The sequence below is a fragment of the Blastococcus sp. SYSU DS0541 genome (genome assembly GCF_054050875.1).
The window spans coordinates 85,093-110,602 of record NZ_JBJHAD010000001.1; the positions used below are offsets into that span (position 1 = coordinate 85,093).

General features: G+C 73.7%; 24 protein-coding genes. 19 read left to right on the top strand and 5 right to left on the bottom strand.

Annotated elements, in window-relative coordinates; genetic code table 11:
- The first annotated feature begins 23 nt into the window (after window positions 1-23).
- Together ACI794_RS00345 and ACI794_RS00350 are read left to right on the top strand one after the other, a co-directional pair.
- Window positions 24-1,250 (top strand): hypothetical protein, encoded by a 1,227-nt coding sequence (locus tag ACI794_RS00345; protein ID WP_456615448.1) that lies wholly within the window; start codon window positions 24-26, stop codon window positions 1,248-1,250.
- Window positions 1,251-1,414: 164 nt separating this feature from the next.
- Window positions 1,415-2,575 carry a hypothetical protein gene (locus ACI794_RS00350; RefSeq protein WP_456615449.1) on the top strand — a complete coding sequence of 387 codons (1,161 nt, stop codon included), beginning with the start codon at window positions 1,415-1,417 and terminating at the stop codon, window positions 2,573-2,575.
- Window positions 2,576-2,603: 28 nt separating this feature from the next.
- Here ACI794_RS00350 and ACI794_RS00355 read toward each other — a convergent pair whose 3' ends face one another.
- The 3 genes from ACI794_RS00355 to cofD are packed head-to-tail and all read right to left on the bottom strand — an operon-like array spanning window position 2,604 to window position 5,265.
- Window positions 2,604-3,209 carry a dTDP-4-dehydrorhamnose 3,5-epimerase family protein gene (locus ACI794_RS00355; protein ID WP_456580645.1) on the bottom strand — a complete coding sequence of 202 codons (606 nt, stop codon included), beginning with the start codon at window positions 3,207-3,209 and terminating at the stop codon, window positions 2,604-2,606.
- A gap of 38 nt (window positions 3,210-3,247) precedes the next feature.
- Complete coding sequence (locus ACI794_RS00360; RefSeq protein ID WP_456602821.1) at window positions 3,248-4,318, bottom strand: coenzyme F420-0:L-glutamate ligase; 1,071 nt, start codon at window positions 4,316-4,318, stop codon at window positions 3,248-3,250.
- Window positions 4,315-5,265, bottom strand: a complete 951-nt coding sequence (gene cofD / locus ACI794_RS00365; protein ID WP_456602820.1) for a 2-phospho-L-lactate transferase — start codon at window positions 5,263-5,265, stop codon at window positions 4,315-4,317. The genes ACI794_RS00360 and cofD overlap by 4 nt, the downstream gene beginning before the upstream one ends.
- A gap of 382 nt (window positions 5,266-5,647) precedes the next feature.
- On the opposite strand from cofD, the gene ACI794_RS00370 reads away from it, so the two are divergent.
- From ACI794_RS00370 to ACI794_RS00385, 4 genes are all read left to right on the top strand, one after another.
- Window positions 5,648-5,878, top strand: coding sequence for a WhiB family transcriptional regulator (locus tag ACI794_RS00370; protein WP_456580700.1), 231 nt, complete (start codon window positions 5,648-5,650; stop codon window positions 5,876-5,878).
- Window positions 5,879-6,001: 123 nt separating this feature from the next.
- On the top strand, window positions 6,002-6,814 hold the full coding sequence (locus ACI794_RS00375) for a GNAT family N-acetyltransferase (RefSeq protein ID WP_456615450.1): 813 nt from the start codon (window positions 6,002-6,004) through the stop codon (window positions 6,812-6,814).
- A gap of 132 nt (window positions 6,815-6,946) precedes the next feature.
- A complete protein-coding gene (gene rfbB / locus ACI794_RS00380) occupies window positions 6,947-7,942 on the top strand; it encodes a dTDP-glucose 4,6-dehydratase (RefSeq protein ID WP_456602818.1) in 996 nt (331 codons plus the stop codon).
- Window positions 7,939-8,784, top strand: coding sequence for an SDR family oxidoreductase (locus ACI794_RS00385; protein ID WP_456602817.1), 846 nt, complete (start codon window positions 7,939-7,941; stop codon window positions 8,782-8,784). The genes rfbB and ACI794_RS00385 overlap by 4 nt, the downstream gene beginning before the upstream one ends.
- 28 nt (window positions 8,785-8,812) lie before the next feature.
- Here ACI794_RS00385 and ACI794_RS00390 read toward each other — a convergent pair whose 3' ends face one another.
- Entirely contained in the window at window positions 8,813-9,646 is an 834-nt protein-coding gene (locus ACI794_RS00390) for a hypothetical protein (RefSeq protein ID WP_456602816.1), read from the bottom strand.
- A gap of 64 nt (window positions 9,647-9,710) precedes the next feature.
- Complete coding sequence (locus tag ACI794_RS00395; protein WP_456602815.1) at window positions 9,711-10,106, bottom strand: metallopeptidase family protein; 396 nt, start codon at window positions 10,104-10,106, stop codon at window positions 9,711-9,713.
- Between the two features lie 292 nt (window positions 10,107-10,398).
- On the opposite strand from ACI794_RS00395, the gene ACI794_RS00400 reads away from it, so the two are divergent.
- The 13 genes from ACI794_RS00400 to ahcY all read left to right on the top strand — a co-directional run bounded on the left by ACI794_RS00400 (window position 10,399) and on the right by ahcY (window position 25,322).
- Entirely contained in the window at window positions 10,399-10,749 is a 351-nt protein-coding gene (locus ACI794_RS00400; protein WP_456580637.1) for a DUF3499 domain-containing protein, read from the top strand.
- Window positions 10,750-10,848: 99 nt separating this feature from the next.
- Window positions 10,849-12,228 (top strand): phosphomannomutase/phosphoglucomutase, encoded by a 1,380-nt coding sequence (locus ACI794_RS00405; RefSeq protein WP_456602814.1) that lies wholly within the window; start codon window positions 10,849-10,851, stop codon window positions 12,226-12,228.
- Window positions 12,225-12,434 (top strand): Trm112 family protein, encoded by a 210-nt coding sequence (locus tag ACI794_RS00410; RefSeq protein ID WP_456580635.1) that lies wholly within the window; start codon window positions 12,225-12,227, stop codon window positions 12,432-12,434. The genes ACI794_RS00405 and ACI794_RS00410 overlap by 4 nt, the downstream gene beginning before the upstream one ends.
- 13 nt (window positions 12,435-12,447) lie before the next feature.
- Window positions 12,448-13,593 (top strand): SIS domain-containing protein, encoded by a 1,146-nt coding sequence (locus ACI794_RS00415; RefSeq protein ID WP_456602813.1) that lies wholly within the window; start codon window positions 12,448-12,450, stop codon window positions 13,591-13,593.
- Between the two features lie 75 nt (window positions 13,594-13,668).
- Window positions 13,669-14,613 carry a DUF808 domain-containing protein gene (locus tag ACI794_RS00420; protein WP_456602812.1) on the top strand — a complete coding sequence of 315 codons (945 nt, stop codon included), beginning with the start codon at window positions 13,669-13,671 and terminating at the stop codon, window positions 14,611-14,613.
- Window positions 14,614-14,695: 82 nt separating this feature from the next.
- Window positions 14,696-15,871: a mannose-6-phosphate isomerase, class I gene (manA, locus tag ACI794_RS00425; protein ID WP_456602811.1), complete on the top strand. Its 1,176-nt coding sequence runs from the start codon at window positions 14,696-14,698 to the stop codon at window positions 15,869-15,871.
- Between the two features lie 90 nt (window positions 15,872-15,961).
- Window positions 15,962-16,831, top strand: coding sequence for an HNH endonuclease family protein (locus tag ACI794_RS00430; RefSeq protein ID WP_456615451.1), 870 nt, complete (start codon window positions 15,962-15,964; stop codon window positions 16,829-16,831).
- A 173-nt stretch (window positions 16,832-17,004) separates the two neighbouring features.
- A complete protein-coding gene (locus ACI794_RS00435) occupies window positions 17,005-18,117 on the top strand; it encodes a glycosyltransferase family 2 protein (RefSeq protein ID WP_456615452.1) in 1,113 nt (370 codons plus the stop codon).
- Complete coding sequence (locus tag ACI794_RS00440; RefSeq protein ID WP_456615453.1) at window positions 18,117-18,539, top strand: GtrA family protein; 423 nt, start codon at window positions 18,117-18,119, stop codon at window positions 18,537-18,539. Before ACI794_RS00435 ends, ACI794_RS00440 begins: the two co-directional genes overlap by 1 nt.
- Entirely contained in the window at window positions 18,536-20,812 is a 2,277-nt protein-coding gene (locus tag ACI794_RS00445) for a hypothetical protein (RefSeq protein ID WP_456615454.1), read from the top strand. Before ACI794_RS00440 ends, ACI794_RS00445 begins: the two co-directional genes overlap by 4 nt.
- 123 nt (window positions 20,813-20,935) lie before the next feature.
- Entirely contained in the window at window positions 20,936-22,810 is a 1,875-nt protein-coding gene (locus ACI794_RS00450; protein WP_456615455.1) for a glycosyltransferase, read from the top strand.
- Between the two features lie 64 nt (window positions 22,811-22,874).
- Window positions 22,875-23,708 (top strand): class I SAM-dependent methyltransferase, encoded by an 834-nt coding sequence (locus tag ACI794_RS00455; RefSeq protein WP_456602805.1) that lies wholly within the window; start codon window positions 22,875-22,877, stop codon window positions 23,706-23,708.
- A gap of 129 nt (window positions 23,709-23,837) precedes the next feature.
- On the top strand, window positions 23,838-25,322 hold the full coding sequence (gene ahcY / locus ACI794_RS00460; RefSeq protein ID WP_456615456.1) for an adenosylhomocysteinase: 1,485 nt from the start codon (window positions 23,838-23,840) through the stop codon (window positions 25,320-25,322).
- The last annotated feature ends 188 nt before the right edge of the window (window positions 25,323-25,510 follow it).

Here is a 25,510-nt window from a genome sequence, read left to right on the forward strand (position 1 = left end):
GCGGCAGAACGCTGAGGAGTGACGTGCGCACGTGCAGGTCTGTGCTCGTGGTCCTGCTGGCCGCTGTCGGACTCACCGTCGCCTCCGGCGCGGCCGCTTCCGTGCCGCTGGAGCCGGTCGGCAGCTTCGACTCGGCCGGCTACGTCGACCGGCTAATCGTCAACGGCTGGACCTTCGACCCGGAGACGTCGGCGGCCATCTCCGTGCACGCCTACGTCGACGGGCGGTGGGCTGCTTGGGGCACGGCTGACGGGAACCGTCCGGACGTGGCCGCCGTCCACCCGTCCTACGGGGCCGCCCACGGTTGGTCTCTCGACCTCGGGTCGCTTCCTCCAGGACCGCACCGGGTGTGCGTGTACGCGATCAACGTCGGGCGCGGTCAGACCAACCCGCTGCTGGGGTGCCGTGACGTGGTGGTGCCCGGCGGCGGCCACGACCCGATCGGGAACGTGGAGTCCGCCCGGTACGAGGGCCGGTTGCTCCTGCGCGGCTGGGCTCTGGATCCCGAGACCTACGAGCCGATCTGGATGAGGGGCACGGTGGACGGCCTCCCGATCTCCTACGAGCTGGCCGACCGATGGCGGCCGGACGTCGAGGCTGCCCACCCGGGCACCGGTCCCTGGCGCGGCTGGGAGATCGACGCCGGTCCGCTGCTCGCGGGGGTGCACCGGGCCTGCATCACGGCGGTGAACGTCGGCCGCGGCACGGGCGACACCCTGCTCGGTTGCTGGGACTTCACCGTCGCTCCGGATCCGGGGCTCAACCCGGTCGGCAGCCTCGACGGTGTGGAGCTCACCGATCGCGGGCTCCTGGTGCGGGGCTGGACCTTCGACCCGGAGACGCCGGCGCCCATCTCGGTCGCCGTCCAGGTGGGCGTCCCGGTCGTCCGTGCGTTGCGGGCGGAGCATCCGCGTCACGACGTGGCCGCCGTCTATCCCTCCTACGGCCCGCACCACGGTGTCCAGGTGCTCGTGGACACGCCCCCGCGGGGAACGCACCGGGTGTGCCTCCTCACGTCGAACCTCGGTGGGGGCACGGTCCGCGAGGTGTACCTGGGCTGCCGGACGATCACCGTCCCGCACGACGGCGGGCCCCAGACCCCGCCGCGACCGCCGTACCGGTCCTGCACGGACTTCGCGACGCGCGCGGCGGCGCAGCAGTTCTTCGAGGAAGCCCTGCCGTACTACGGCGACGTGAACGACCTCGACCCGGACAACGACCTGGTGGCCTGCGAACCCGAGGAGCTGTGACTGCCGGCTGACCGTCGGGCTCGACGAGGTCTGCCTGGCACCACGATCGACTCTTCGGGAAGGGCACGACATGGTGCCCCCGCAGCTCAATCGCCACTCCCGGCCCACGAGTGCGGTGCCTCATCGCGAGAGCGTCCTGCGGACATCGAGGCGGGCTACTTTCCGTGCGGCCACTGCCCGGTGGCGAGAAGAAACGGGGAGCAATGCGCAAATTCGGCGTCGCAGTCACTGCGGCGATGATGGTTGTCGGCTTGAGCGGGTCGGCCGCAGCCGCCTCGCCGCTCAATCCGGTGGGGAACGTGGACGGCTTCAGCTACAACGGCCGACTCCATGTCAGCGGCTGGACCTTCGACCCGGAGACGGCCGCCGCCATCGACGTCCACGCCTACGTCGACGGCCGTCTCGCAGCGACGGCCACGGCCGACGACCCCCGATACGACGTTGCGGCCGCCTACCCGTCGTACGGGCCGCTGCACGGCTGGGCCCTCGACCTGGGCTCGTTGAGCAGCGGTGGACACCAGGTCTGCGTCTACGCGATCAACGTCGGGATCGGTGACGCCAATCCGCTCCTGGGTTGCCGGAACGTCACCGTCGGCGGGTCCGCAGCGCTGAACCCGGTGGGCAACCTCGAGCAGGTCGCCCTGATCGGCCAGGGTCTCTACTTCCGGGGCTGGACCCTCGACCCGGAGACTCCGGCCCCGATCAACGTCCACGCGTACGTGGACGGAGTGTTCGCCGCGGACGTGACAGCCGGGCAGAGCCGGGCCGACATCGCCGCGGTCTTCCCTGCGTACGGCCCGCACCACGGTTTCTCAGGGATCCTGACCCCGCCGCTCCCCGGCGTCCACCAACTCTGCCTGTACGCGATCAACGTGGGGGATGGCACGCGGAACCCGGTACTCGGCTGCCGGTCCTTCACCGTCTCGCACTTCAACTTCGGCGCTACCGCCACGCTCCCCTACGGAGTCGCTGTCACGGTGCAGCAGCCGCAGCGGGTGCACGTCTCCTCGACGGCTGCGCCATCGCCGTCGGCCGGCTATGTCGGAGTGCTCTTCACCATCACCTTCACGAACAAGACATCGACGACCTTCCAGCCGCTCGATGACGTCATGCTGACCAGTGGGGGTGCGGGGAACGCCGCGTCGCTCACCTTCGACAGCGGTGGATCGGACCCGGACAACTACTTCTCCGGCTCCATCCCACCGGGCGGCAGCCTGACCGCGACGTTCCTGTTCCAGGTGCTCGAGAGCGAGGCCGGTCAGCTCCGCCTGGAGGTCGCGCCGGACTTCTTCGAGGACTCGGTCTTCTTCGGCGGCGCGGTCTGATCCGCGGCCGAGCTGCGGCCGGGGACCCTCAGGTCTCCGCCCGCAGCTCGGCGTACCGGGCCGCGCACTGCTCCATGGTCGGCAGGATCCCCTGCTCCCGCGCCTCGGCCAGCGACGGGGCGGCCTGGTCCTTGGCCGAGAACTCGAACTCCATGTCCCCGGGCCACGGGAGGTCGAGCTCGGGGTCCATCGGGTTGATCCCGAACTCGCGGCCGGGGGAGTAGCCGGAGGACACCAGGTAGGTGACGGAGCTGTTGTCGGCCAGCGACACGAACGCGTGGCCCAGGCCCTCGGCGAGGTAGACCGCCCTCGGCTGCTCGCTGTCGAGGAGGACGGAGTCGTGCACCCCGAACGTGGGGGAGCCGACCCGGACGTCGACGATCACGTCGAGCACCTTGCCGCTGGGGCAGTACACGTACTTGGCCTGCCCCGGGGGGACCAGCGCGAAGTGCACGCCCCTGAGCACCCCGCGGGCGGAGACGCTGTGGTTGGCCTGGGCCAGCGTGAGGCCGAAACCGGTCGCCCCGGAGAGGACGTCGGCCCGGTACCACTCGGTGAAACGACCCCGCGAGTCCCCGTGCGGCACGAGGTCGAGCACGTAGCTGTCCGGGACGGCGAGTTCGCGGATCTCCATGCCGGCAACCTACCTACCGCCCCGTCGAGGTCGCCCGGTCACGGTCGGTGCGGGCTGCCCAGCCAGAGCCTGCCGACCAGTGACGTCCCCCCGGCGGTGGCCGCCGGCTCCCAGCGGGTGGCCCAGCCCTCGGCGTGCAGCTGCACGATCGCGGCGCCGACCAGGGCACCGGCGTTGAGGGCGCTCGTCGTCGTCACCGCGTCGGGGAGATGGACGTCGACGGCGCCGTCGCCCTCCCCGCCGTGCCGGAGCACCACGGGGAACTCCGGCAGTGCGGCGCTGGCCACCCGGAACGCCGCCGCCGCGGCCTCCCGGTCCCCGGGGCGCGGCACGAGTTCGGTCGCGGGCTCACGGGAGCCCACCAGGTCCCGCGCGCCGTAGGGGAACAGGTCGTCGGCCGGCAGGCGCACCAGCGGCCGGGTGCCCTCGTCGGCGTCCTCGGCGGGGGAGTCCAGGGGGAGCCCGCGCACCACCGCGACCGGGACGCCGGCCAGCTTGCCCTTCACCAGGTCCGCGGCGGAGGCGAGCTCGTCGACCACCGCGACCCGGGTCGTCTCCAGCCGGTTGCCGTGGGCGTCGACCGCGCCGCGGTGGTCGTCCAGGGCGGTGATCCCGGCCGAGCCGACCGCGACGTCGGTCAGCCCCTCGCGCCAGGTGCGGCCGAAGGTGTCGCTGACCACGACGGCGACGTCCACCCCCGCGAGCTCGCGCAACCGGGACCGCAGCCGCCGGGCGGAGGCGTCGCCGTCCTCCGGGAGAAGCACCAGGGTGTCCGCGGCGACGTTGGACGCGTCGATGCCGGCGGCCGCGACCACCCAGCCCTGCCGGGTCTGCACGATCTTCAGCGGTCCGCGGCGGGCGAGCACCCGTACCGTCTCGGCATCGATCGCCCGCTGCCGGACGGCCTCCCGGTCGGCCCCGGGCTCGACACGGACCAGCCGCCCCTCCACCTTCGAGACCACCTTCGAGGTGACGACGACGACGTCGCCGTCGGCGAGCCACGGCGCGGCGGCGGCCAGCGCCGCGGCGAGGTCGTCTCCCGGGCCGAACTCGGGCAGCCCGGCGACGGGCAGCACCGAGACGCCGGCCGGCAGAAGGCCCCCGCTCACCGGGCGCAGGCGTCGAGCGCGGCGCGGGCCAGGGCCGTCGTCGCGTCGGGGGAGGACATGAGCAGCGGCACCCGGCGCACGTCGACGCCCGGGACGTCCGCGGGGTCGTCCTCGGCGACCAACCAGGCGTCGAGCAGGCCGCCGTCGGCGCGGGCGCCGTAGTGCCGGCCGACGCCCTCGGCGCTCACCTCGATGCCGAGGACGGGCAGGCAGCGGTCGGCCATGCCCCGCACGACCGCGCCGCCGACGACGGGGGAAACGCCCGCGATGCGGGCCGGGGAGGCCAGCAGGGCGTCCCGGAGCCCCGGCACGCCCAGGACGGTGCCGATGGACACCACGGGGTTCGACGGCGCGAGCAGGACGGCGTCGGCGGCGGCCAGCGCCTCGACGACACCCGGCGCCGGGCGAGCCGCCTCGACCCCGATCTGCACGAAGGCGGCGGGGTCGAGGGCCGCGCGGTGGCGCACCCACCACTCCTGGAAGTGGATCGCCCGCTGCCGGCCGTTCTCGGGATCGGTCACGACCACGTGGGTCTCCACCCGCTGGTCGCTCATGGGCAGCACCGTGACGCCGGGCTGCCAGCGGTCGGCCAGCGCCGCGGTCACCGCCGAGAGTGCGTAGCCCGCGTCGAGCATCCGGGTGCGGATCAGGTGCGTGGCCAGGTCGCGGTCGCCGAGGCCGAACCAGTCGGGGTCGGCGCCGTAGGCGGCGAGCTCCTGCTTGACCGTCCAGGACTCGTCGGCCCGCCCCCAGCCCCGCTCCTCGTCGATCCCGCCGCCGAGGGTGTAGACCACCGTGTCCAGGTCGGGGCAGATGCGCAGCCCGTGCAGCGTCACGTCGTCGCCGGTGTTCACCACGGCCGTGATCTCGGCCCCGGGAGCCGCGGCGCGGACCCCCCGTAGGAATCGAGCCCCTCCGGTACCACCGGCCAGCACGACGATCTGCACGAAACGCATCGTGCCCGATGAGCACTTGTCGACTGTTCGCCGGGCGTGTCGGGGGGTGCCACGAGATGTGACGAACGCCCTGGTGCGGATGGGGCTGGTGTGGCGTGTCGCTTACACCGGGCGAAGTTGACGGCCGGGCAACGACACGCGTGTAATTCCCGCGGTGTCGACGAGTGCTGAACGGCCCGGGGACGTCCTGCCGGCCGCGCACCGTGACGAGAGCGAGAGGGGACGCACCGTCATGGCAGAGGTGTCGTGGTTGAGCGACTACGTGAACGGCTCGGAGCGGTCGACCGACCGGTTGGCGGGCTCCGGGCACGGTTCGGGCACGGCCCTGGGCCAGGGCACGGGGCAGCCGTTCGTCGGTTTCCTCGGGTTCGGCCTGGAGGCCGACACCCAGTCGTGGCAGGAGCGCGCGCTCTGCGCCGAGACCGACCCGGAGGCGTTCTTCCCCGAGAAGGGCGGCTCCACCCGCGAGGCGAAGAAGATCTGCACCGGCTGCGAGGTCAAGGCAGAGTGCCTGGAGTACGCCCTCGCCAACGACGAGCGCTTCGGCATCTGGGGCGGCCTCTCCGAGCGCGAGCGGCGCCGCCTGCGCCGCCGCGCCGTATAAGCAGAAGGACCCCGCCCTCCTCATCGCTCGCAGGCTCGCGACGAGCCTCTGGGCGGGGCCGGTTCCAGCAACTCACCTCAGCCGCCGGCGCCCCTCGCCGGCGGCTGTGGTTCTGTTCGGGGCATGGTCGCCCGGATCGCCGTCGGTCGAGCCCGGGTGGCCCGCGAGGTCCGGGCCGCGGAGCCGCTCGCCGCGGCGCTGAAGGCGCCGCTGACCGCCCGCGCGCCGTGGCTGACCGCCGTGCTCAACGACGGCGGCACGCGGTGGCCCCCCGCCCGCCCGGCCGCCGTCGTCGTCGACGGCCCCGCGGGCGGCCCAGCCCTCGCGGCGGCCTTCCTGGACCTCCGGCGGCGCGGCCTCGTCACCGCGGTCACCGTGCTCGGGCAGCGGCGGCCACCCCTGCCCGGTGGCCGGCCCACGGCGCGGCTCCCGGCGCGCGACGACGAGGCCGCGGAGCTGCTGGCCGCCGGTGTGCTCGCCCTGCTGGACTCCCTGCGCGGCCCCTGGTCGCTACGGCTCACCGGGCTGCCGCTCGGCGACCCCACCGTCCGTGCGCTGTCCGCGCGCCTCCCCACCGCGGTCGTGGCCAACGCCCGGAGCTCGCGCCTGGTCGACGGGCTGGAGGAGGTGGGTGCGGTGCACCGCTCCCGCGATCCCCGGGAGCTGGAGCGGTGGTTGCCGCACCTCCTGCAGGCGGAACCCGATCGCCGGACGCGCGACCACCTCCGGAGCGTGGCCCGGCTGCACGCCGCCGTCGGCCGGGTGGAGGTCGCGGTCGTGCGGCAGGGCGGGCGTGCACGCGCCGGTCTGCTCACCCTCGTCGAGGGGGACGACCGCTGGCCGTGGTGGGGCAGTGCCCCCGACGGGGGGCTGCGGACCGAGCTGGGCGCGCCGGTCGTCGCGCTCACCGCGCCGGCCCGGTCCTGGCCGCGCTGAGGTCGGCGCTGCGGAACGCGCGGCGGGATGCGGTTCGGTTACCGTCGATCCGGACACGACAGCCCGCTGGACGGCGGGTGCCGGTCGGGGCGTCGCCTCGACGGGAGGCGACGACGAAGGGTTCAGCAAGCGATGCGCATGCTCGTCACCGGGGGTGCCGGGTTCATCGGCGCCAACTTCGTGCACCAGACGCTGCGCGAGCGGCCCGAGTACGAGGTGGTCGTGCTCGACGCACTCACCTATGCCGGGAACGAGGCCTCCCTGGAGGGGGTCCGCGACCAGATCGAGTTCGTCCACGGGTCGGTGGCCGACGCCGACGTCGTCGACCGGCTGGTGGGCCGCAGCGACGTCGTCGTGCACTTCGCCGCGGAGAGCCACAACGACAACTCGCTGCGGGACCCCTCGCCGTTCCTGGAGACCAACGTCGTCGGCACGTTCACCCTGCTCGAGGCGGTGCGCCGGCACGGCGTGCGCTACCACCACATCTCCACCGACGAGGTCTACGGCGACCTGGAGCTCGACGACCCGGCGAAGTTCACGCCGGAGACGCCGTACAACCCCAGCAGCCCGTACTCCTCGACCAAGGCCGGCTCGGACCTGCTGGTGCGGGCGTGGGTGCGCTCCTTCGGCATCCACGCCACGATCTCGAACTGCTCGAACAACTACGGGCCCTACCAGCACGTCGAGAAGTTCATCCCGCGCCAGATCACCAACGTGCTCTCCGGCCTCCGGCCCAAGCTGTACGGCGCCGGCGAGAACGTGCGCGACTGGATCCACGTGGACGACCACAACTCGGCCGTGCACACGATCCTGGACAAGGGCCGCTCGGGTGAGACCTACCTCATCGGCGCCGACGGCGAGAGGAACAACCTCGAGGTCCTGCGGCTGATCCTGGAGCTGACCGGGCAGCCGGCCGACGCGTTCGACCACGTCACCGACCGGGTGGGCCACGACCTGCGCTACGCGATCGACGCCACCAAGCTGCGCAGCGAACTGGGCTGGACCCCGCGCTACACCGAGTTCGGCGACGGCCTGGCGGCGACCATCGACTGGTACCGGGGCAACGAGGACTGGTGGCGGCCGCAGAAGGAGCAGGTCGAGGCCGCCTACGCCGCGCGCGGCCAGTGAACGCCGTCGTCCTGGGCGCGGGCGGGCAGCTGGGCCGGGCGCTGGGGCGGGAGTTCCCCGGCGCGGTCGCCCTCGACCGGGCCGCCCTCGACGTCACCGATCCCGCCGCCGTGGCGGCGTTCGACTGGACCGGCGTCGACGTCGTGCTGAACGCCGCCGCGTGGACGGCGGTCGACGCCGCGGAGGACCCGGCGAACCTGGCCGCGGTCCGTGCCGCGAACGTCGACGCCGTCGGGCACCTCGCGGAGGCTGCCGACCGGGCCGGAGCGGCGTTCGTCCACGTCTCCAGCGAGTACGTCTTCGACGGCACGCATCCCGGGCCCATCCCGGAGGACCTGCCGCCCTCGCCGCTGAGCGTCTACGGCCGCAGCAAGGCCGACGGCGACGCGCGCGCGGCCGCCGTCGAGCGCCACTGGCTGGTGCGCACCACCTGGGTGGTGGGGGAGGGGGGCAACTTCGTGCGCACCATGGCCGGCCTCGCCGACCGTGGCATCTCGCCGTCGGTGGTCGACGACCAGATCGGCCGGCTCACCTTCACGGCGGACCTCGCCGCCGGGATCCGGCACCTGGTGGAGACCCGGGCCCCCTACGGCACCTACAACCTCACCGGCGACGGCGAACCCGGCTCCTGGGCCGACGTGGCCCGGCTCGTGTACGCCGCCCGCGGGCGCTCCGCCGATGACGTGACGGGGGTGAGCACCGCCGAGTACTTCGGCGGCAAGGAGGGTGTCGCACCGCGGCCGCTCAACTCCGTGCTCGACCTGGCGAAGGTCCGCGCGACGGGCTACCGGCCGCGCGGCTGGCGGGACGCGTTGGAGCAGTACCTGACCGGTTCCGTCTGAGCGGCCGGGCTGCGGGCAGGCGGCGCCGTCAGCCCGCGGCGCGGACCCGGCTGCCCTCGTCGGCCGGGGCGCTCTCGGTTCCGAGCTCGAGCCGGCCGAGGACGTCGCGCCAGCCTCCGGCGGCGACCTGGTCCCCGGGGGACAGGGTCAGCTGCAGGGGGTAGACCCGGCCGGTGGGCTCCGGCGGTGACCCCGTGGGGTCCGTCCAGGTGGCCAGCTCCCCGCTGAGGAGCAACCGGCCGCCGCTCCGTTCGAGCCGGAGGTCGGGCGTCTGCACGGTGCCCTGCTCGACGGCGGCGGCGACGCACCCGGCCGCTTCCGGGTCGGGCGGAGCGACCGCGGCGAGGCAGTTGTAGGTGGGCAGGCGGACCGTCAGCCGCGTCCCCTCGCCGCCGGTGGTCAGCTGCGCCTCGGGGTAGGCGGCCGTGATGCCCACGGCCCGCTGCTCGAGCACCAGGCCGGCGAACGCGAGGTCCGCCTCGAGGGTCCCGGCGTCCGGCTCCTGGCCGGCGGGGCGGGTGGCCACCGGGAGGGTGGATCGCCCCCCGCCGCCACCGGTGGCGACCACCACGGCGCCCGCCAGCGCCAGCGCGGTGACGGCGGCGCCGGCCGCTACCCACCACCGGCCTGCGGTGGCACCGCTGAGCGGGGCGGGTGGTCCCGGCGCGAGACCGACCCAGCCGGCGGCCCGCGGCGGCTCCTCCCGGGTGCCCGGCGGGTGCTCCAGGAAGTCCGCCAGGTCGTCGACGCGGGCGCGCGACCGATCGCGCGCGCGGCCGCGGGCGGATCGGGCCCACGCCAGGACGAGCGCCACGAGGACGGCCCCGAGGGCGATCCCCACGGATGCGGTGCCGACGTCCATCACGCCCAGCATCCCAGCAGCGCCTGCCGGGCAGGCGGCACACCGGTCCGGAGCCGCCGGGTGATCAGCCCGCGGGGTCGATCTCCTCGGGGTCGCGGCCCAGCAGGGTGGCCACCTGGTCGACGACGACGTCGCGCACCAGGTCGGCGAGGTCCTCGCGGTCGTGCGCGCGCAGCTCCAGCGGCCGCCGGTAGACCACGATCCGCGGCGGCACGTCCTCGCCCTTCTCGCGGCGCGCCGGCAGCAGGCGGGCGAGGGGGACGCCCGCGTCGTCGAGCACGTCGGCGTCCAGCAGCGCCTCGTCGGGATCGGTGTGCTCCACCCACGGCACGTCCTCGACGGCGAACTCGACGCCGGCCAGCTCACGCTCCCAGCGGCGCTCCAGGTCCTCGACCGCGTCCAGCACCAGGTCGTCGAACTGCTCGGCGCGGCTGCGCGACAGCGGTACCTGGGCGGGCACCAGGCGTCCTCGCAGGCCGCGACCGTGGCGGTCGCGGCGGGAACGGGGGCGGCGGCGCGAGGGGTGGCTCATGACTGCACGCAGGGTACGGCGGGAGCCGACACGCCGGGGCCCGGGACCGTCCGCCGGAGGTTTCCCCGCGTCCGGCCGTGCGGGGCCGCACCCCGCGTCCGACCGGTGACGATGCCCACGGGGTCATCGTGCAGGATGGGGCGCCACAGCCGGTTTCCCGGTGCGCCTGCTGTCGCGCACGGCCGGGCGCGATTACTGTGCCCTGCGTGAGGAACCGGTGGTGAGGCAGTCACGGCGCTGCTCGCGCAGCGGCTGCGCGCAACCGGCAGCGGCGACCCTGACCTACGTCTACGCGGAGTCGACCGCTGTCGTGGGCCCGTTGGCGACGTACTCCGAGCCGCACAGCTACGACCTGTGCGAGTTCCACGCCGAGCGGCTGACCGTCCCGCGCGGCTGGGAGGTCGTCCGGCACGAGATCGACATCGACGACGTCGGGCCGACCGGCGACGACCTGCTCGCCCTCGCCGACGCCGTCCGCGAGGCCGCCCGGCCCGAGCCGCCGCGCGACCCCGCCGACGACGGCAGCGGCATCCGCCGCGGCCACCTGCGGGTCCTTCCCGACCTGCCCTAGAAGGACCGCGCCCCACCCCACGACGCGCTCCGCACGCCGCGGGACCCTGGGACGAGGCCGGTTCCAGCACCTCGCCAGGCGCGCCGATAGTGTCGTGGGGTGCGAGATCTCTCGGCCCTCATCAAGGCCTACGACGTCCGCGGGGTCGTCCCCGACCAGTGGGACGAGGACGTCGCCCGGGCGATCGGCGCGGCCTTCGCCGAGTTCGTGCACGCCGAGACCGGCGCGACGGCGGTGGTGACCGCCCACGACATGCGCGAGTCGTCCATCCCGCTCTCCCGCGCCTTCGCCGAGGGCGTCATCGGGCGCGGCGTCGACGTCGTCGAGGCGGGGCTGGGCTCCACCGACCTGCTGTACTTCGCCGCCGGCTCGCTGGACCTGCCCGGGGCGATGTTCACGGCCAGCCACAACCCCGCGCAGTACAACGGCATCAAGCTGTGCCGGGCCGGGGCCGCCCCCATCGGCCAGGACTCCGGGCTGGTCACCATCCGGGAGTGGGCCGAGCGGGACGCCTACGAGCGCGCCCCCGAGCGGGTCGGCACGGTGTCGTCGCGGGACGTCCTGCCCGAGTACGCCGCCCACCTGCGTTCGCTGGTCGACCTCTCCGGTATCCGGCCGCTGAAGGTCGTCGTCGACGCGGGCAACGGGATGGGCGGGCACACGGTGCCCGTCGTCCTCGCCGACCTGCCCCTGGACGTGGTCCCGATGTACTTCGAGCTGGACGGCTCGTTCCCCAACCACGAGGCCAATCCGCTGGACCCGGCGAACCTGGTCGACCTGCAGCGCGGCGTCGTGGAGCACGGCGCCGACATCGGCCTGGCCTTCGACGGCGACGCCGACCGGGTCTTCGTCGTCGACGAGCGGGGCGAGCCGGTGAGCCCGTCGGCGATCACGGCGCTGGTGGCCGTGCGGGAGCTGGCCAAGGGTCGCGGGACGACGATCATCCACAACCTGATCACCTCGCGGGCGGTGCCCGAGATCGTCCGCGAGCACGGCGGGCAGCCGGTGCGCACGCGGGTGGGGCACTCGTTCATCAAGGCGGAGATGGCCCGCACCGACGCCGTCTTCGGCGGCGAGCACTCCGCGCACTACTACTTCCGCGACTTCTGGCGGGCCGACACGGGCATGCTCGCGGCCATGCACGTGCTGGCGGCGCTGGGCGAGCAGAGCCGGCCGTTGTCCGGGCTGACCGCCGCGTACGCGCGCTACGCGGCCTCCGGCGAGATCAACTCGACGGTGGCCGATGCGGGGGAGCGGACGGCGGCGGTGCGCGAGCTCTTCGAGAAGGAGGACGGCGTGACGGTCGACGAGCTCGACGGCCTGACCGTCGAGCTGCCCGACGGCGCGTGGTTCAACCTGCGGGCCAGCAACACCGAGCCGCTGCTGCGGCTCAACGTCGAGGCGCCGGACCAGGCGCGGATGAGCGAGGTGCGCGACCGGGTGCTCGGCACCGTGCGCGCGGGACAGGAGCGGGAATGACCGGAACCCAGAGCACCCCGGCCGGCGGCCCCCTGGGGCTCGACCCCGAGCTGCTGGCGATCCTCGCCTGCCCGGACACCCACCACACGCCGCTGACCGTCGACGAGGCGGCCGGCGAGCTGGTCTGCGGCACCTGTGACCGGGCCTTCCCCGTCCGCGACGGCATCCCGGTCCTGCTGCTGGACGAGGCGCGGCAGCGCGGATGAGGACCGGCACGCGGTGACCTCGCCGGAGTTCGCCGAGGAGGTCCTCGACGACCTGGAGCTGCTGCGCGCCCGCGACCCGCGCGGCCTGCTGCCGGCCGTCGCCGGGGCGGGCGCGCAGGTGCGGGAGACCACGCGGCTGACCGAGGAGGCCGGCCTGGAACGGGTCACCGAGGGCGGCCGGCCCCGCGGGTTGGTCGTCGTCGCCCGGCGGGAGGGCGCCGTCGCCGCCTCCGTCCTGCGGGCTCTCCTCGGCCCCTCGAGCCCGGTCACCGTGGACGTGGTCCCCGGTCCGGCGCTGCCGGTGTGGACCGGCCCGAGCGACATCGCCGTCGTGGCGACCCGCACCGGAGCCGGCGCCTACGCGGTCGCGCCGGCCTACGAGGCCGCCCGCCGCGGGGTCTCCCTGGTCGGCATCGGGGGCGACGACGCACCGCTGCGCAGCGTGTGCGCCTCCGCGCGGGCGCCCTACGTGGCGCTGCCGCGCACCCGGGTCCGGCACGCCACCCTGTGGTCGCTGCTCACCCCGATGCTGCAGCTGGCCACCGACCTCGGGCTGCTGGCGCAGGGGGTGGCCGACCCGGAGGTGGTCGCGGCCGCGCTGGACGAGGTGGCCGGGGAGTGCGGCCCGGCGCGGGAGACGTTCGTGAACCCGGCCAAGAGCCTGGCCCTGGAGCTGCTCGACGCACTGCCGGTGATCGCCTCGGAGGGGCCGCTGGCGGGCGCTGCCGCCACCCGGATCGCCGACCAGCTCGCCACCCTCGCGGGTCTGCCGGCCACCGAGTTCCGGCTGCCCGACCAGCGGGTGGCCGCCTGCGCCGTCCTCGGGGGGCCGCTGGCGCCCCAGGACGCCGCCGACGACTTCTTCCGCGACCGCGCCGACGACACCGGCCGGCGGCTGCGGCTGCTGACGATCCGCGACAGCGAGGCCGGCGGGCAGGACGACGCCGGAGAACGGGAGCCGCGCTCGGCGGGGGAGGCGATGCAGCAGGTGCTGAGCACCGCCGCCGCCCGCAGCGTGCCGGTCAGCGGCCTGGCCGAGCACGGGGAGCCCGAGCGGTTCGGCCGGCTGCCGCGGGTGGCGCGCCAGCTGGCGGTCGCCGACTTCAGCGCCGTCTACCTCGCGCTCGCCCTCGACCTCGAGCGCGCCCAGCGTCCCTGAGGACGCGCGCGGGCCCCGGACGGTCCACCATCATTGCGACAGCACACCGGTGCTGACCGATCGGAAGGAACTCCCTTGGCCGGTGGACTCGTAGCCCTGCTCGACGACGTCGCAGTGCTGGCGCGCGCAGCCGCCGCCTCCATCGACGACATCGGCGCGGCCGCCGGGCGGGCCAGCATGAAGGCCGCCGGCGTCGTCGTCGACGACACGGCCGTCACCCCGCAGTACGTGCACGGCCTGAACGCCGAGCGCGAGCTGCCGATCATCCGGAAGATCGCCCTGGGCTCGCTGCGCAACAAGCTGCTGGTCATCCTCCCGGCGATCCTGCTGCTGAGCCAGTTCCTGCCGTGGCTGCTGACCCCGATCCTGATGATCGGCGGCGCCTACCTCTGCTACGAGGGCGCGGAGAAGATCTGGCACCGGGTCAGCGGCCACCAGGAGTCGCACGCGACGGTGGAGGACGCGCTCCCGGACGAGAAGACGATCGTCTCCGGGGCGGTGCGCACCGACTTCATCCTGTCGGCCGAGATCATGGTCATCTCGCTGAACGAGGTGGCCGCCGAGGCGTTCTGGTCACGGGCGATCATCCTCGTCGTCGTCGCCGTGGGCATCACCGTCCTCGTGTACGGCGTGGTCGGCGTGATCGTGAAGATGGACGACGTCGGGCTCAGCCTGGCCCAGCGGACCGGCAAGCGCGTGGCCGCGTTCGGCCGCGCCCTGGTGCGGGGCATGCCGAAGCTGCTGTCCGCCCTCACCGTCGTCGGCACCGCCGCGATGCTCTGGGTCGGCGGGCACATCATCCTGGTGGGCACCGAGGAGCTGGGCTGGCACGGGCTGTACGACGTGGTGCACCACCTGGAGGAGGCCGCCCACGACGCCACCGGCGCCCTCGGCGGGGTCGTCGGGTGGCTGGTCAACACGCTCGCCAGCGCGCTCCTCGGCCTCGTGGTCGGGGCCCTGGTCGTGCTGGTGATGAACCTGACGGTGCACCGCTCGAAGGCCGGCACCGAGGCGCACTGAGAGAGGCTGGGGGTGGACTCGCTTCCCCTCGGGGGTGAGTTGCGCCCGGCGGCGCCGGGGCGGGCCGTAATCTGTCCGGACGATGTGGCAGCTGAGCAACGGCGTGCGGTTCTACCCGTGGGGGAGCCGGACCGTCATCCCCGAACTCCTGGGTGAGCCCGTCCCCGCGGAACGCCCGCACGCGGAGCTGTGGGTGGGCGCGCACCCCGATGAGCCCAGCGTGCTCTCCGACGGCCGCCCGCTGGACAAGGCGATCGCCGAGGAGCCCGACCGGCTGCTCGGCCCTGCGGTCGTGGAGCGCTTCGGCGCGCGCCTCCCCTTCCTGATGAAGGTGCTCGCCGCGGAGACGCCGCTCTCGCTGCAGGCCCACCCGACGACGGCGCAGGCGGAGGCCGGCTACGCGGCCGAGGAGGCCGCCGGCATCCCGCACGACGACCCGACGCGCACCTTCAAGGACCCCTTCCACAAGCCCGAGCTCCTGCTGGCGCTCACCACGTTCGAGGCGCTCTGCGGCTTCCGGCCGGTCGAGGAGTCGCTGCACTGCCTGGCCAAACTGCAGGTCCCCGAGCTCAAGCCGACCATCGCCGCCCTGGCGCGTGGTGGCCTGCGCGCGGCGATCCCGCAGCTGCTGGCGCTGACCGGCGAGCGGCGCACCGAGCTGGTGTCCGCCGTGGCCAGGGCGGCCGCCCGCTTCGTGGCGGCGCACGACCCCGAGTTCATCAACACCTACCGGTGGGCGGCGAGCCTCGCGGAGACCTACCCGGGTGACCCCGGGGTGGTCATCTCGCTGATGTGCAACCACCTCAAGCTGGCCCCCGGCGAGGCGGTCTTCCTCCCTGCGGGGAACCTGCACGCCTACCTCTCGGGCGCGGGCGTCGAGGTCATGGCCAGCTCGGACAACGTGCTGCGCGGTGGGCTGACGGCCAAGCACGTCGACCTGGCGGCGTTGATCGAGGTCCTCGACTTCACCGACGGCAAGGTCCCGGTGATCCACCCGGTGCTCGGCCCCGGCGGGCTGCGCTACCCGGTCCCCGTCCAGGACTTCGACCTCACCCGCGTGCACCTCGACGAGCAGGCGGGGGTGCTCACCACGCGGGGGCCGCAGCTGCTGCTGTGCACGGAGGGGGTCGCGGTCCTCGCCTCGGTCGACGGTGAGCTGACCCTGGAGAAGGGGCGCGCCGCCTTCCTCCCGGCCGGCGCACCGGTCACCGCACGCGGTCCGGCCGTCCTCTACCGGGCGACGACCAACCTCAGCTGAGACGCCGGCCACCCCGGCGTTGCGCCGAGGGGCGGCCGTGCTCCCGGCCTAGCGTCGGCCCGGTCGCCGTCCGGCTGCTGGGGGAGTTGCGTGCACGTCCGACCCGAATCCCGCTCCCGCCGGCTGGCCGGTGCGGTCCTCGCGCTCGGTCTGCTGACCGGCTGCGAGGTGGTCGACGTCGCCGGGAGCGGCGACCGGACCGGGGTGACGGCCGAGGCGCCCGCGCCGGTCGCCGGATCGGCCCTGGCCGCCCTGGAGGGGCTGGAGGTGAAGGGCCGCGCCCCGAGGACCGGCTACGACCGCGACGAGTTCGGCCCCGGCTGGGTCGACACCGACCGCAACGGCTGCGACACGCGCAACGACGTCCTGGCCCGCGACCTGACCGGGGAGACGACCGAGCCGGGGACCCGGGACTGCGTCGTCGTGACCGGCACCCTCGCCGACCCGTACTCGGGGCGCACCATCGCCTTCCAGCGCGGCCAGGACACCAGTGACGACGTGCAGATCGACCACGTGGTCGCGCTCTCGGACGCCTGGCAGAAGGGCGCCCGGACCTGGGACGAGGAGCGACGGATCCGCTTCGCCAACGACCCGCTGAACCTGCTCGCCGTCGACGGGCCGCTCAACATGCAGAAGGGTGACGGAGACGCCGCGACCTGGTTGCCACCGGACGGTCGGTACCGCTGCGCCTACGTGGCCCGGCAGGTCGCCGTGAAGGCTGCCTACGGTCTGTGGATGACCGCGGCCGAGGGTGACGCGATCGCCAGGGTGCTCGCCGGATGCCCGGGTGAGCCGCTGCCGGTCGGTGCGGGGACGGCGGCGAGCGAGACCGCACCGCGAACCGCCGCCTACGGGGACTGCTCCGCGGTCCGTGCCCACGGCGCAGCTCCGATCCGCGCCGGTGACCCGGGGTGGTCGCCGGGCCTGGACGGTGACGGCGACGGCGTCGGCTGCGAGTGATCCGCCCCGCCGTCGGGCCGAGGGCAGCCGCGACCCGTGCGGGGGCGACCCGGTGGTCCGGCGGGCGGGATGGCCGTCGGCGTAGCAACCTGGACCGATGACCGTGGCCCGGTCCGTGTCACGGTCCGCGGTGACCTGGGAGGCTGGGAGCCGGACCGGAGGAGGAACAACGCATGCTGCTGTCCGTGGTGGTGCCCTGCCACAACGAGGAAGAGGTGCTCCCGCAGCTCGTGTCGCGTGTCTTCGACGCCGTCGAGAACGCCGGGGTCGACGTGGAGATCGTCCTGGTCGACGACGGCAGTCGCGACCGGACGATGGGGGTGGTGCGACTGCTGCACGACGCCGATCCGCGGGTGCGCTACGTCTCCCTGAGCCGGAACTTCGGCAAGGAGTCGGCGATGCTGGCCGGCCTGGCCTACGCCTCCGGCGACGTCGTCGTGATCATGGACGCCGACCTCCAGCACCCGCCGCGCCTGCTCGTGGAGATGCTCGCGTTGCACCGGCAGGGCTACGACCAGGTCGTGGCCCGGCGCACGCGGGAGGGGGATGCGCTCGCCCGGACCGTGCTGGCCCGCCTCTACTACCGCCTGGCGAACTCGCTGGTCGAGGTGCAGATGGAGGACGGCGTCGGGGACTTCCGGCTGCTGAGCCGCCGCGCGGTCGACGCGCTGCTGCAGATGGGGGAGTACAACCGGTTCTCCAAGGGGCTGTTCTCCTGGATCGGCTTCCCCACCGCGCACGTCGACTACCGCAACGAGTCCCGGCAGGGCACCGGCGGGAGCAAGTGGACGCTGCGCCGGCTGCTGAACTACGGGGTCGACGGCATCATGTCGTTCAACAACGCCCCCCTGCGCCTGGCGATCTACGTCGGTCTGCTGGTGACGGCGTTGTCCTTCACGTACGTGGGCTACCTGATCGTCGCCGCCGTCTTCGGGGGCATCGCGGTCCCCGGGTACATCACGCTCGTCACGGCGATCCTCGGTCTGGGTGGCCTCCAGCTGCTCTTCCTGGGGGTCATCGGCGAGTACGTCGGGCGGATCTACTTCGAGGCCAAGCAGCGCCCGCACTTCATCGTCGCCGAGGCGAGCGACCACGAACCCGGGGTGCAGGCGCCCCGCCGCACCCGGGCGCCGGTGCGCGAGACGCTGCTGTTCGAGAACAACGTGGCCTCCGCGGCACCTGGTGGGCCGGGAGCCCACGGTGGCGCCGTCGGTGGGGACGCGGAGGACCCGTGGCAGTCGGAGCCGGTCACCGGGCAGCGGGAGTCGAGGGCCGGCCGCGGCTGATGCTCCAGCATGTCGCCAGGTTCGCCGTCGTCGGGGTGATCAACACCGGCGTCTACTACGGCACCTACCTGCTCCTGCACGTCGTCGTGCCGTACCTCGTCGCCCACCTGCTGGCGTTGGTCGTCGCCATGGTCGGCTCCTTCTTCCTGAACACGCTGTGGACGTTCAGGACCCGGCCCACGTGGCGGAAGTTCGCCCTCTGGCCGCTCACCAACGCGACGAACTACCTCCTGACCACGGTCGGGGTGGTGGTCCTGGTGGAGTGGCTGGGCCTGGCCGAGCGCGTCGCCCCGCTGGTCGCCGCCGCGGCCGCCATCCCCGTGACCTTCCTGCTCTCCCGCCGGCTGCTCGCGGGCCGGCCGGCCGGGCCCGCCGGTGACATCGGCAGCGGTGCCGTGTCGGCGTCCGGGGGCCGGCGGTGAGCGCCGAGGTCGCCGAGGCCACCGGGGCCTCGGTCGCGTCGGAGACGGCCGGTCGGTCGTCGCCGCCGGAGCGGCGTGGTCGCCTCGGACCTCTGCTGCGGGCGCCCGACTGGCTCGTCGCGCTCGGCGTCGGCGTCCTGACGGCGGTCATCGGGACCATCCCGCAGTGGCGGGGCGAGCACTTCTTCTACGTCGGGGACCAGGTCGAGCAGTTCGCACCGCTCTGGCACGTCTTCGGCGAGCAGCTGCGGGACGGCCGGTGGCCGACGATGGACCCGGCGGGATGGGTGGGCGGGAACTACGCCGCCGAGGCGCTGCTGGGCATCTGGAACCCGGTCAACCTGCTGAACTTCGTCCTGGTGTCCTTCTTCGAGGACCTCTCGCTGGCCTCTGCCGTGGTCATGATCGAGATGCTCGCCGTCCTGGCAGCCGGCGTGTTCCTGCTGGCCCGGGAGTGCGGGGCCGGCCGCATCCCGGCCGTCCTGGTGGCGACCGCGGTCCCGGTGTCGGGCTTCACGCTCTGGTACGAGGCATCGGGCTGGCCCGCCGGGCTGTTCGCGTTCACCTGGGTGACCCACTTCTGGTGGGCGGCCCGCCGGCACTCCCGTGGCCGGCTCAACCCCTTCGTGCCCTTCCTCTTCGGTGCGCTGGCGATGACCACCGGCAGCCCCTACGCGGCGCTGGGGCTGGTGGTGGTGCTGGGGGCGATCGCCGTCGAGCTGCTCCTCCAGCGGCGGTTCGCCAGGCTGGCCCACCTGATCGTGATGGGCGCCTGCGTCGGAGCGCTCGCCCTGGCGGTGTTCCTGCCGTTGCTGGGCACCAACCCGGTGTCGGCCCGGCAGACCCTGGCGGTGGTCGCCAACGACACGTTCCTCGTCCCGGACGTGGGCGACCTGGTGGCCGCCAGCTCGCCCACGTACCTGCCGGCCATGCTCAACTGGAACGGCGCGCTCGTGGAACGCGTCCCCTCCACCTATTTCGCCTGGTTCGTGCTGCCCCTGCTGCCCTGGCTGCGGTGGCATGCGCTGCGCCGCCCGCCCCGCTCGCTGGTCAGCCTCGCCGTCGTCGGTGGCTTCTTCCTGCTGGCCGCCCTCGGCCCCTCCAACCTGTGGCTGTTCCGCTGGCCCGTCCGGCTCATCGAGCACCTGTACCTCGCGGCTGCGGTCTGCTTCGCCGTCGTGCTGTCCGCCGGCCTCGCCACCGACCGCGTCCGGCGACGCGCAGCCGCCAGCGGTGCCGTCGTGCTGGTCGGCGCGTACCTCGCCTGGGCGGTGCGACCGGCCGAGATGGACCGCATCCACCTCGCCGGGCTGGTGCTGGTGGCCGCACTCGTCGCCGCGGCGCTGGCGTCGGGGCTGCGCCGCGGGATGCCGGCGCTCGGAGCGGTCGGCGTGGTCGGCACGGTCCTCGTGCTGTTCCTGCAGACGAGCACCCTGCCGCAGCCGGCTCCCGACCCCGCGACCTACCCGCCGCACGACCTGGACCGCATGGCGGCGGGTGCCGTCGGCTACGAGGGGACGGTGCTCCAGCTGGCCGCGCTCGAGGGTGTCACGAGCGAGCAGATGGCCCGGGGGGAGATCCTCTTCGGCAACCTGCCGCGCGCCGCCGGCGCCCGGGCCGTCGGCAGCTACAGCGGTATCGGATTCCTCGAGTTCGGCACGGAGCTGTGCATGGACTACCGCGGCGCCGTCTGCCCGGAAGCGTTCGACCGCCTGTGGGAACCGGCCGGTGAGGGGATCCCGGTGCCCTTGGTCGACGCGATGCGGGTCTCCACGCTGGTCATCCAGCGTTCGCTGCTGCCCGGCCCGGCGGCGCAGGAGCCGCCGCCGGGGTGGCAGGTGCTCGAGAGGGACGACGTCCGGACGGTGTGGGTGCGCGAGCAGCCGCTCGACGGCACGGGGCGGGTCTCGTGGAGCTCGTCCGGCGTGGAGGTCCTGGGGAGCGCGGCCGGTCCGCAGCAGGAGACGGTCCGCTACGACGCGGACCGGGCCGGGCGCATCGCTTTCGCACGGCTCGCCTGGCCCGGCTACACCGCGACCGTCGACGGCCGGGAGGTGGACCTCGTCGACGGGCCGGCCGGCCTGATCGTGGCCGCGGTCCCGGAAGGTGAGGGGACGCTCGTCCTCACCCACCGGCCGCCGGGACTCCGGGCCGGCGCCGCCGTGGCCGCGGGAGCGGCGACGGTGGCCGCGCTCCAGGCGCTCCTCTGGTTCCGCTCGCTGCGGCGGCGCACCGGCCGTGGTGGGACGGGAACAGGGGTTCGCTCTCCGTGACGACCCCCGGCCCGTGCGTCCGCCCCGAGGGCGCTCCTCTGCCGAACGGCGTGAGCCCGTCTAGTTTTGATCATCAAGGGCGCCCTCGGGCGCCGTTCGTCTGGTGGGAGGATCGTTCGGCCCATGGTTCTGCACACGCGTGAGGCGACCGGCCCGGAGGGTCGGGACGGCGGAGGACCGCCCGGTCCCGGCAGGCTGGTCGCGCAGCGGACCCTGTTCCGCGGCCCCACGCCCCAGGCACCCGACGAGCTGTACAGCGTGGCCACCCAGGGCGTCATGCTGCGCGACCGCGACCGGGTGGTCGTCGACGGGCACGCCGTCGTCACCACCAACACCTACTTCGGTCGTTTCCCGGCGTCCTACTGGCAGCGCTGGACGTCGGTCCGCGAGGTCGAGGTCACCGCCGTCGTCAGCGGGTCGGGGACGCTGCGGGTCGTCGCCTCGGACGGCGACGGCAGGCCGCGCACGGTGGCGGCGCACAGCGCCGACGACGCCTCGCAGGACACCGTGGCGCTCACCGTCGCGCTGGACCGGTTCGTCGACGGCGGGGCGCTGTGGCTGGAGCTCCAGACCGCCGACTCGAGGATGACCGTCGAGCGGGTTCGTTGGTCGGTGGCCGCCCACCGGCCGCGCCGCGAGACCGCGGTGGTCATCTGCACCTTCAACCGGGCCGACGACTGCCTGGCAACCCTGGAGACGCTCGCCTCCGATCCCGAGGTCGCCGGTGACCTCGGGGCCGTGTACGTCGTCGACCAGGGGACCGACACCGTCGACTCCCGTGCCGGCTTCGCCGCGGTCCGCGATGCGCTCGGCGCCGCGCTGCGCTACGTCCGGCAGCCCAACCTCGGCGGTGCCGGCGGCTTCACGCGCGGCATCTACGAGGCCCTGGGGGAGGCGGCGGGCAGCCCGGTCGACCTCCTGCTCATGGACGACGACATCCGGCTGGAGCCCGACAGCGTGCTGCGGCTGCGGGCGCTCGCCGACTGCGCCGACGAGCCGCTGCTCGTGGGCGGTCAGATGCTCAACCTGCTGCACCCCGACCGGCTGCACGTGGGTGCGGAGACGGCCGATCTGGCCATCCTGCGCGCCGGCCGGCCGGTGGCGGGCGCCCTCGCCGACGCCGACCTCACCGAGGAGCAGCAGGACGTCCGGGTGGACGCGGACTACAACGCGTGGTGGACCTGCCTGGTGCCTTCGGAGGTCGTCCACGCGATCGGGTACCCGCTGCCGATGTTCTTCCAGTGGGACGACATCGAGTACGGCCTGCGTGCGCGGGCGGCCGGGTTCCCCACCGTGACGCTCCCCGGGGCGGGCGTCTGGCACGCCGACTTCGCGTGGAAGAACTGGGACGACTGGTCGCGGTACTTCAGCTTCCGCAACTCCCTGATCGTCAGCGCCCTGCACAGCGACTTCGACCGGCGTCGCATCGTCGAGCACCTGGCGCGCCAGCTGACCGACTACCTGGTGTCGATGCGGTACGGCCTCGCAGCGCTCATGCTGCGGGCGGTGGAGGACTTCCTGAGCGGCCCCGACGTCCTGGCGGACGGCGGGGCGGAGACCGTCTCGGTGGTCCGGAAGCTGTGGAGCGAGCACCCGGAGACGGCCACCCACCCGGCGTCCGCGGTTCCGGGCATCCCCGCCGCGGCGATGCCCAAGGAGGTGTCGGCGGGCGACCCGTCCATGGTGCGCGCGGTGCTGGGGAAGCGGATCCTGTCGCAGCTGCTGCGCCGGCCGCGGGGAACCGCCGCGATCGCCGCCGGCGACGCCCAGTGGTGGCACGTGGCCCGGTTCGACACCGCCGTCGTCACCGACCCCTCGCAGTCGGGCGTGCGCGTCCGCTCCTTCGACCGCGACCGCATGCTCGAGCTCGCCCGGCAGGGGGCCGCGGTCCTGTGGCGGCTGGCGCGCGAGGGTGAGCGCGCCCGCGACGAGTACCGCCGTCGTCTGCCGGAGCTGAGCAGCCGGGACACCTGGGCGCGGCTGTTCGACGACCGGTAGCAGGACCCATCGGCGAGACATCGCGGGAGCCGGTTCGCGCCGGGTGCCGCGGAAGGGAGAGCGCATGGCGGACGGGCAGGGTGCCGGCACCGTGAGGGGCGCCGTGCGGCGGCGGATCGACGGTTGGTTGGTGCGCCCCTTCGAGGAACGGATGACCCGCATCGTCCGCTCCGAGGTGGAGCGGATCGTCGGGGAGGCGGAGTTCCGGGCCAGGCGGGACCTGCTGGCGGCCGGTGAACGGGAGGCCGCGCTGAGCTCTGCCCGCTGGGTGCGCCAGGCCATGCCGACCGGCCGGGAGTTCCACGACCCCGAGAGCACGCTGCGGTACGCGCTCGAGATCGCGCCACCGGGCGGGATGGCGCTGGAGTTCGGCGTCTTCCAGGGCCGCTCCCTCCGGATCATCGCGGCGTCCCGCGAGGGGAGGGAGGTCTACGGCTTCGACTCCTTCCAGGGGCTGCCGGCGGACTACCGGCCGCACGTGCGCGCCGGTGCCTTCGCCGTGGACCGGATCCCCCGGGTCGAGGGGGCGGAGCTGGTCACCGGCTGGTTCGACGAGACGCTCCCCGGCTTCCTCGACCAGCACCCCGGGCCCGTCCACTTCCTGCACGTGGACGGCGACCTGTACTCCTCGGCGGTGACCGTGCTGTCGCTGGTGGGGCCGCGGCTGGTCGCCGGGTCGGTGGTGCTCTTCGACGAGTACTTCAACTACCCGGGCTGGCAGGAGGGCGGCGAGCACCTCGCCTGGCAGGAGTACCTGGAGGCCTCCGGCGCGACCGTCTGCTACGAGGCCTACACGTCCAACAACGAGCAGGTGGTGGCCCGGATCGTGACACCGGGGGCGCCCCTGCGGCAGGACCGCCAGGCATCACCGGCCGCGGATGGCCGTCCGACGACGTAGGCTGGACCACGGCACGAGCCCCGCCGAAGCCTCGGCATGCTCGCTCTCCCCGCCGTGGGCGGGGATCGCAGCGACCACGCATCCGACCCGAGGCCCGGCTCCTCAGCCGGGCCGGACCTGGAGCTTCTCTTGACCGCCAGCACTGGCACCCGCACGCTGACCGACGGCGACTTCAAGGTCGCCGACCTCTCCCTGGCGCCGTTCGGGCGCAAGGAGATCCAGCTCGCCGAGCACGAGATGCCCGGCCTCATGGCGCTGCGTGCCGAGTACGGCGACGCGCAGCCCCTGGCCGGCGCGCGGATCGCCGGCTCCCTGCACATGACCGTGCAGACCGCCGTCCTCATCGAGACGCTGACCGCGCTGGGCGCCGACGTCCGCTGGGTCAGCTGCAACATCTTCTCCACCCAGGACCACGCCGCCGCCGCGATCGTCGTCGGCGAGGGCACCCCCGAGCAGCCGGCCGGCGTGCCGGTCTTCGCCTGGAAGGGCGAGACGCTCGAGGAGTACTGGTGGTGCACCCAGCGGCTGTTCGAGTTCCGTGACGAGGCCGGTGAGGTCGTGGGCCCGAACATGCTGCTCGACGACGGCGGCGACGCCACCCTGCTCGTGCACCTGGGCACCCGCTTCGAGGCCGACGGCGTCGTCCCCGACACCACCGACGCCGACTCCGAGGAGTACGGCGTCATCCTGGACGTCCTCCGCGGCACGCTGGCCACCGACGCCGGGTACTGGACCCGCATCGGCCAGGGCATCAGGGGCGTCACCGAGGAGACCACCACCGGCGTCATGCGCCTGTACGAGCTGGCCCGCGACGGCCGGCTGCTCTTCCCGGCGATCAACGTCAACGACTCGGTCACCAAGAGCAAGTTCGACAACCTCTACGGCTGCCGGCACTCGCTCATCGACGGCATCAACCGCGCCACCGACGTGATGATCGGCGGCAAGGTGGCCGTGGTCTGCGGCTACGGGGACGTCGGCAAGGGCTGCGCGGAGTCGCTCCGCGGCCAGGGTGCCCGCGTGATCGTCACCGAGATCGACCCGATCAACGCGCTGCAGGCGGCGATGCACGGCTACGAGGTGACCACGCTCGACGAGGTCATCGGCAAGGCCGACATCATCATCACCGCGACCGGCAACAAGGACATCATCTCGGCCGAGCAGCTCGGCCGGACCAAGCACCAGGCGATCATCGGCAACATCGGGCACTTCGACAACGAGATCGACGTCGCCGGCCTGGCCCGCACCCCCGGCGTCGAGCGGACGACGATCAAGCCGCAGGTCGACGAGTGGCGGTTCGCCGACGGCCACACGATCATCCTGCTGTCGGAGGGGCGGCTGCTGAACCTCGGCAACGCCACCGGGCACCCCAGCTTCGTCATGAGCGCCTCCTTCTCCAACCAGGTGCTCGCCCAGATCGAGCTGTGGAACAACCGCGCCGCCTACGAGGGGCAGACCCCCGGCGTCACGGTGCTGCCGAAGAAGCTCGACGAGCACGTGGCGCGGCTGCACCTCGATGCGCTCGGCGTGAAGCTGACCGAGCTGACCAAGGTGCAGGCCGACTACATCGGGGTCCCCGTCGAAGGCCCCTACAAGAGCGACCACTACCGCTACTGAAAGGACCCCCTCGCCCCCCACCACTCGCTCCGCTCGTGGTGGGGCCCTGCGAGGGGCCGTTCCAGCACGTCACCACAGGGGGCACAGGAAGCTCCACCTGCGTCTTCGGGCCCTGATGCGCAGGGGGAGCTTCCTGTGCCCTGGGGTGGCAAGGGGGTCCCAGCCGTCCCGGCAGCCACCCTGGCGGG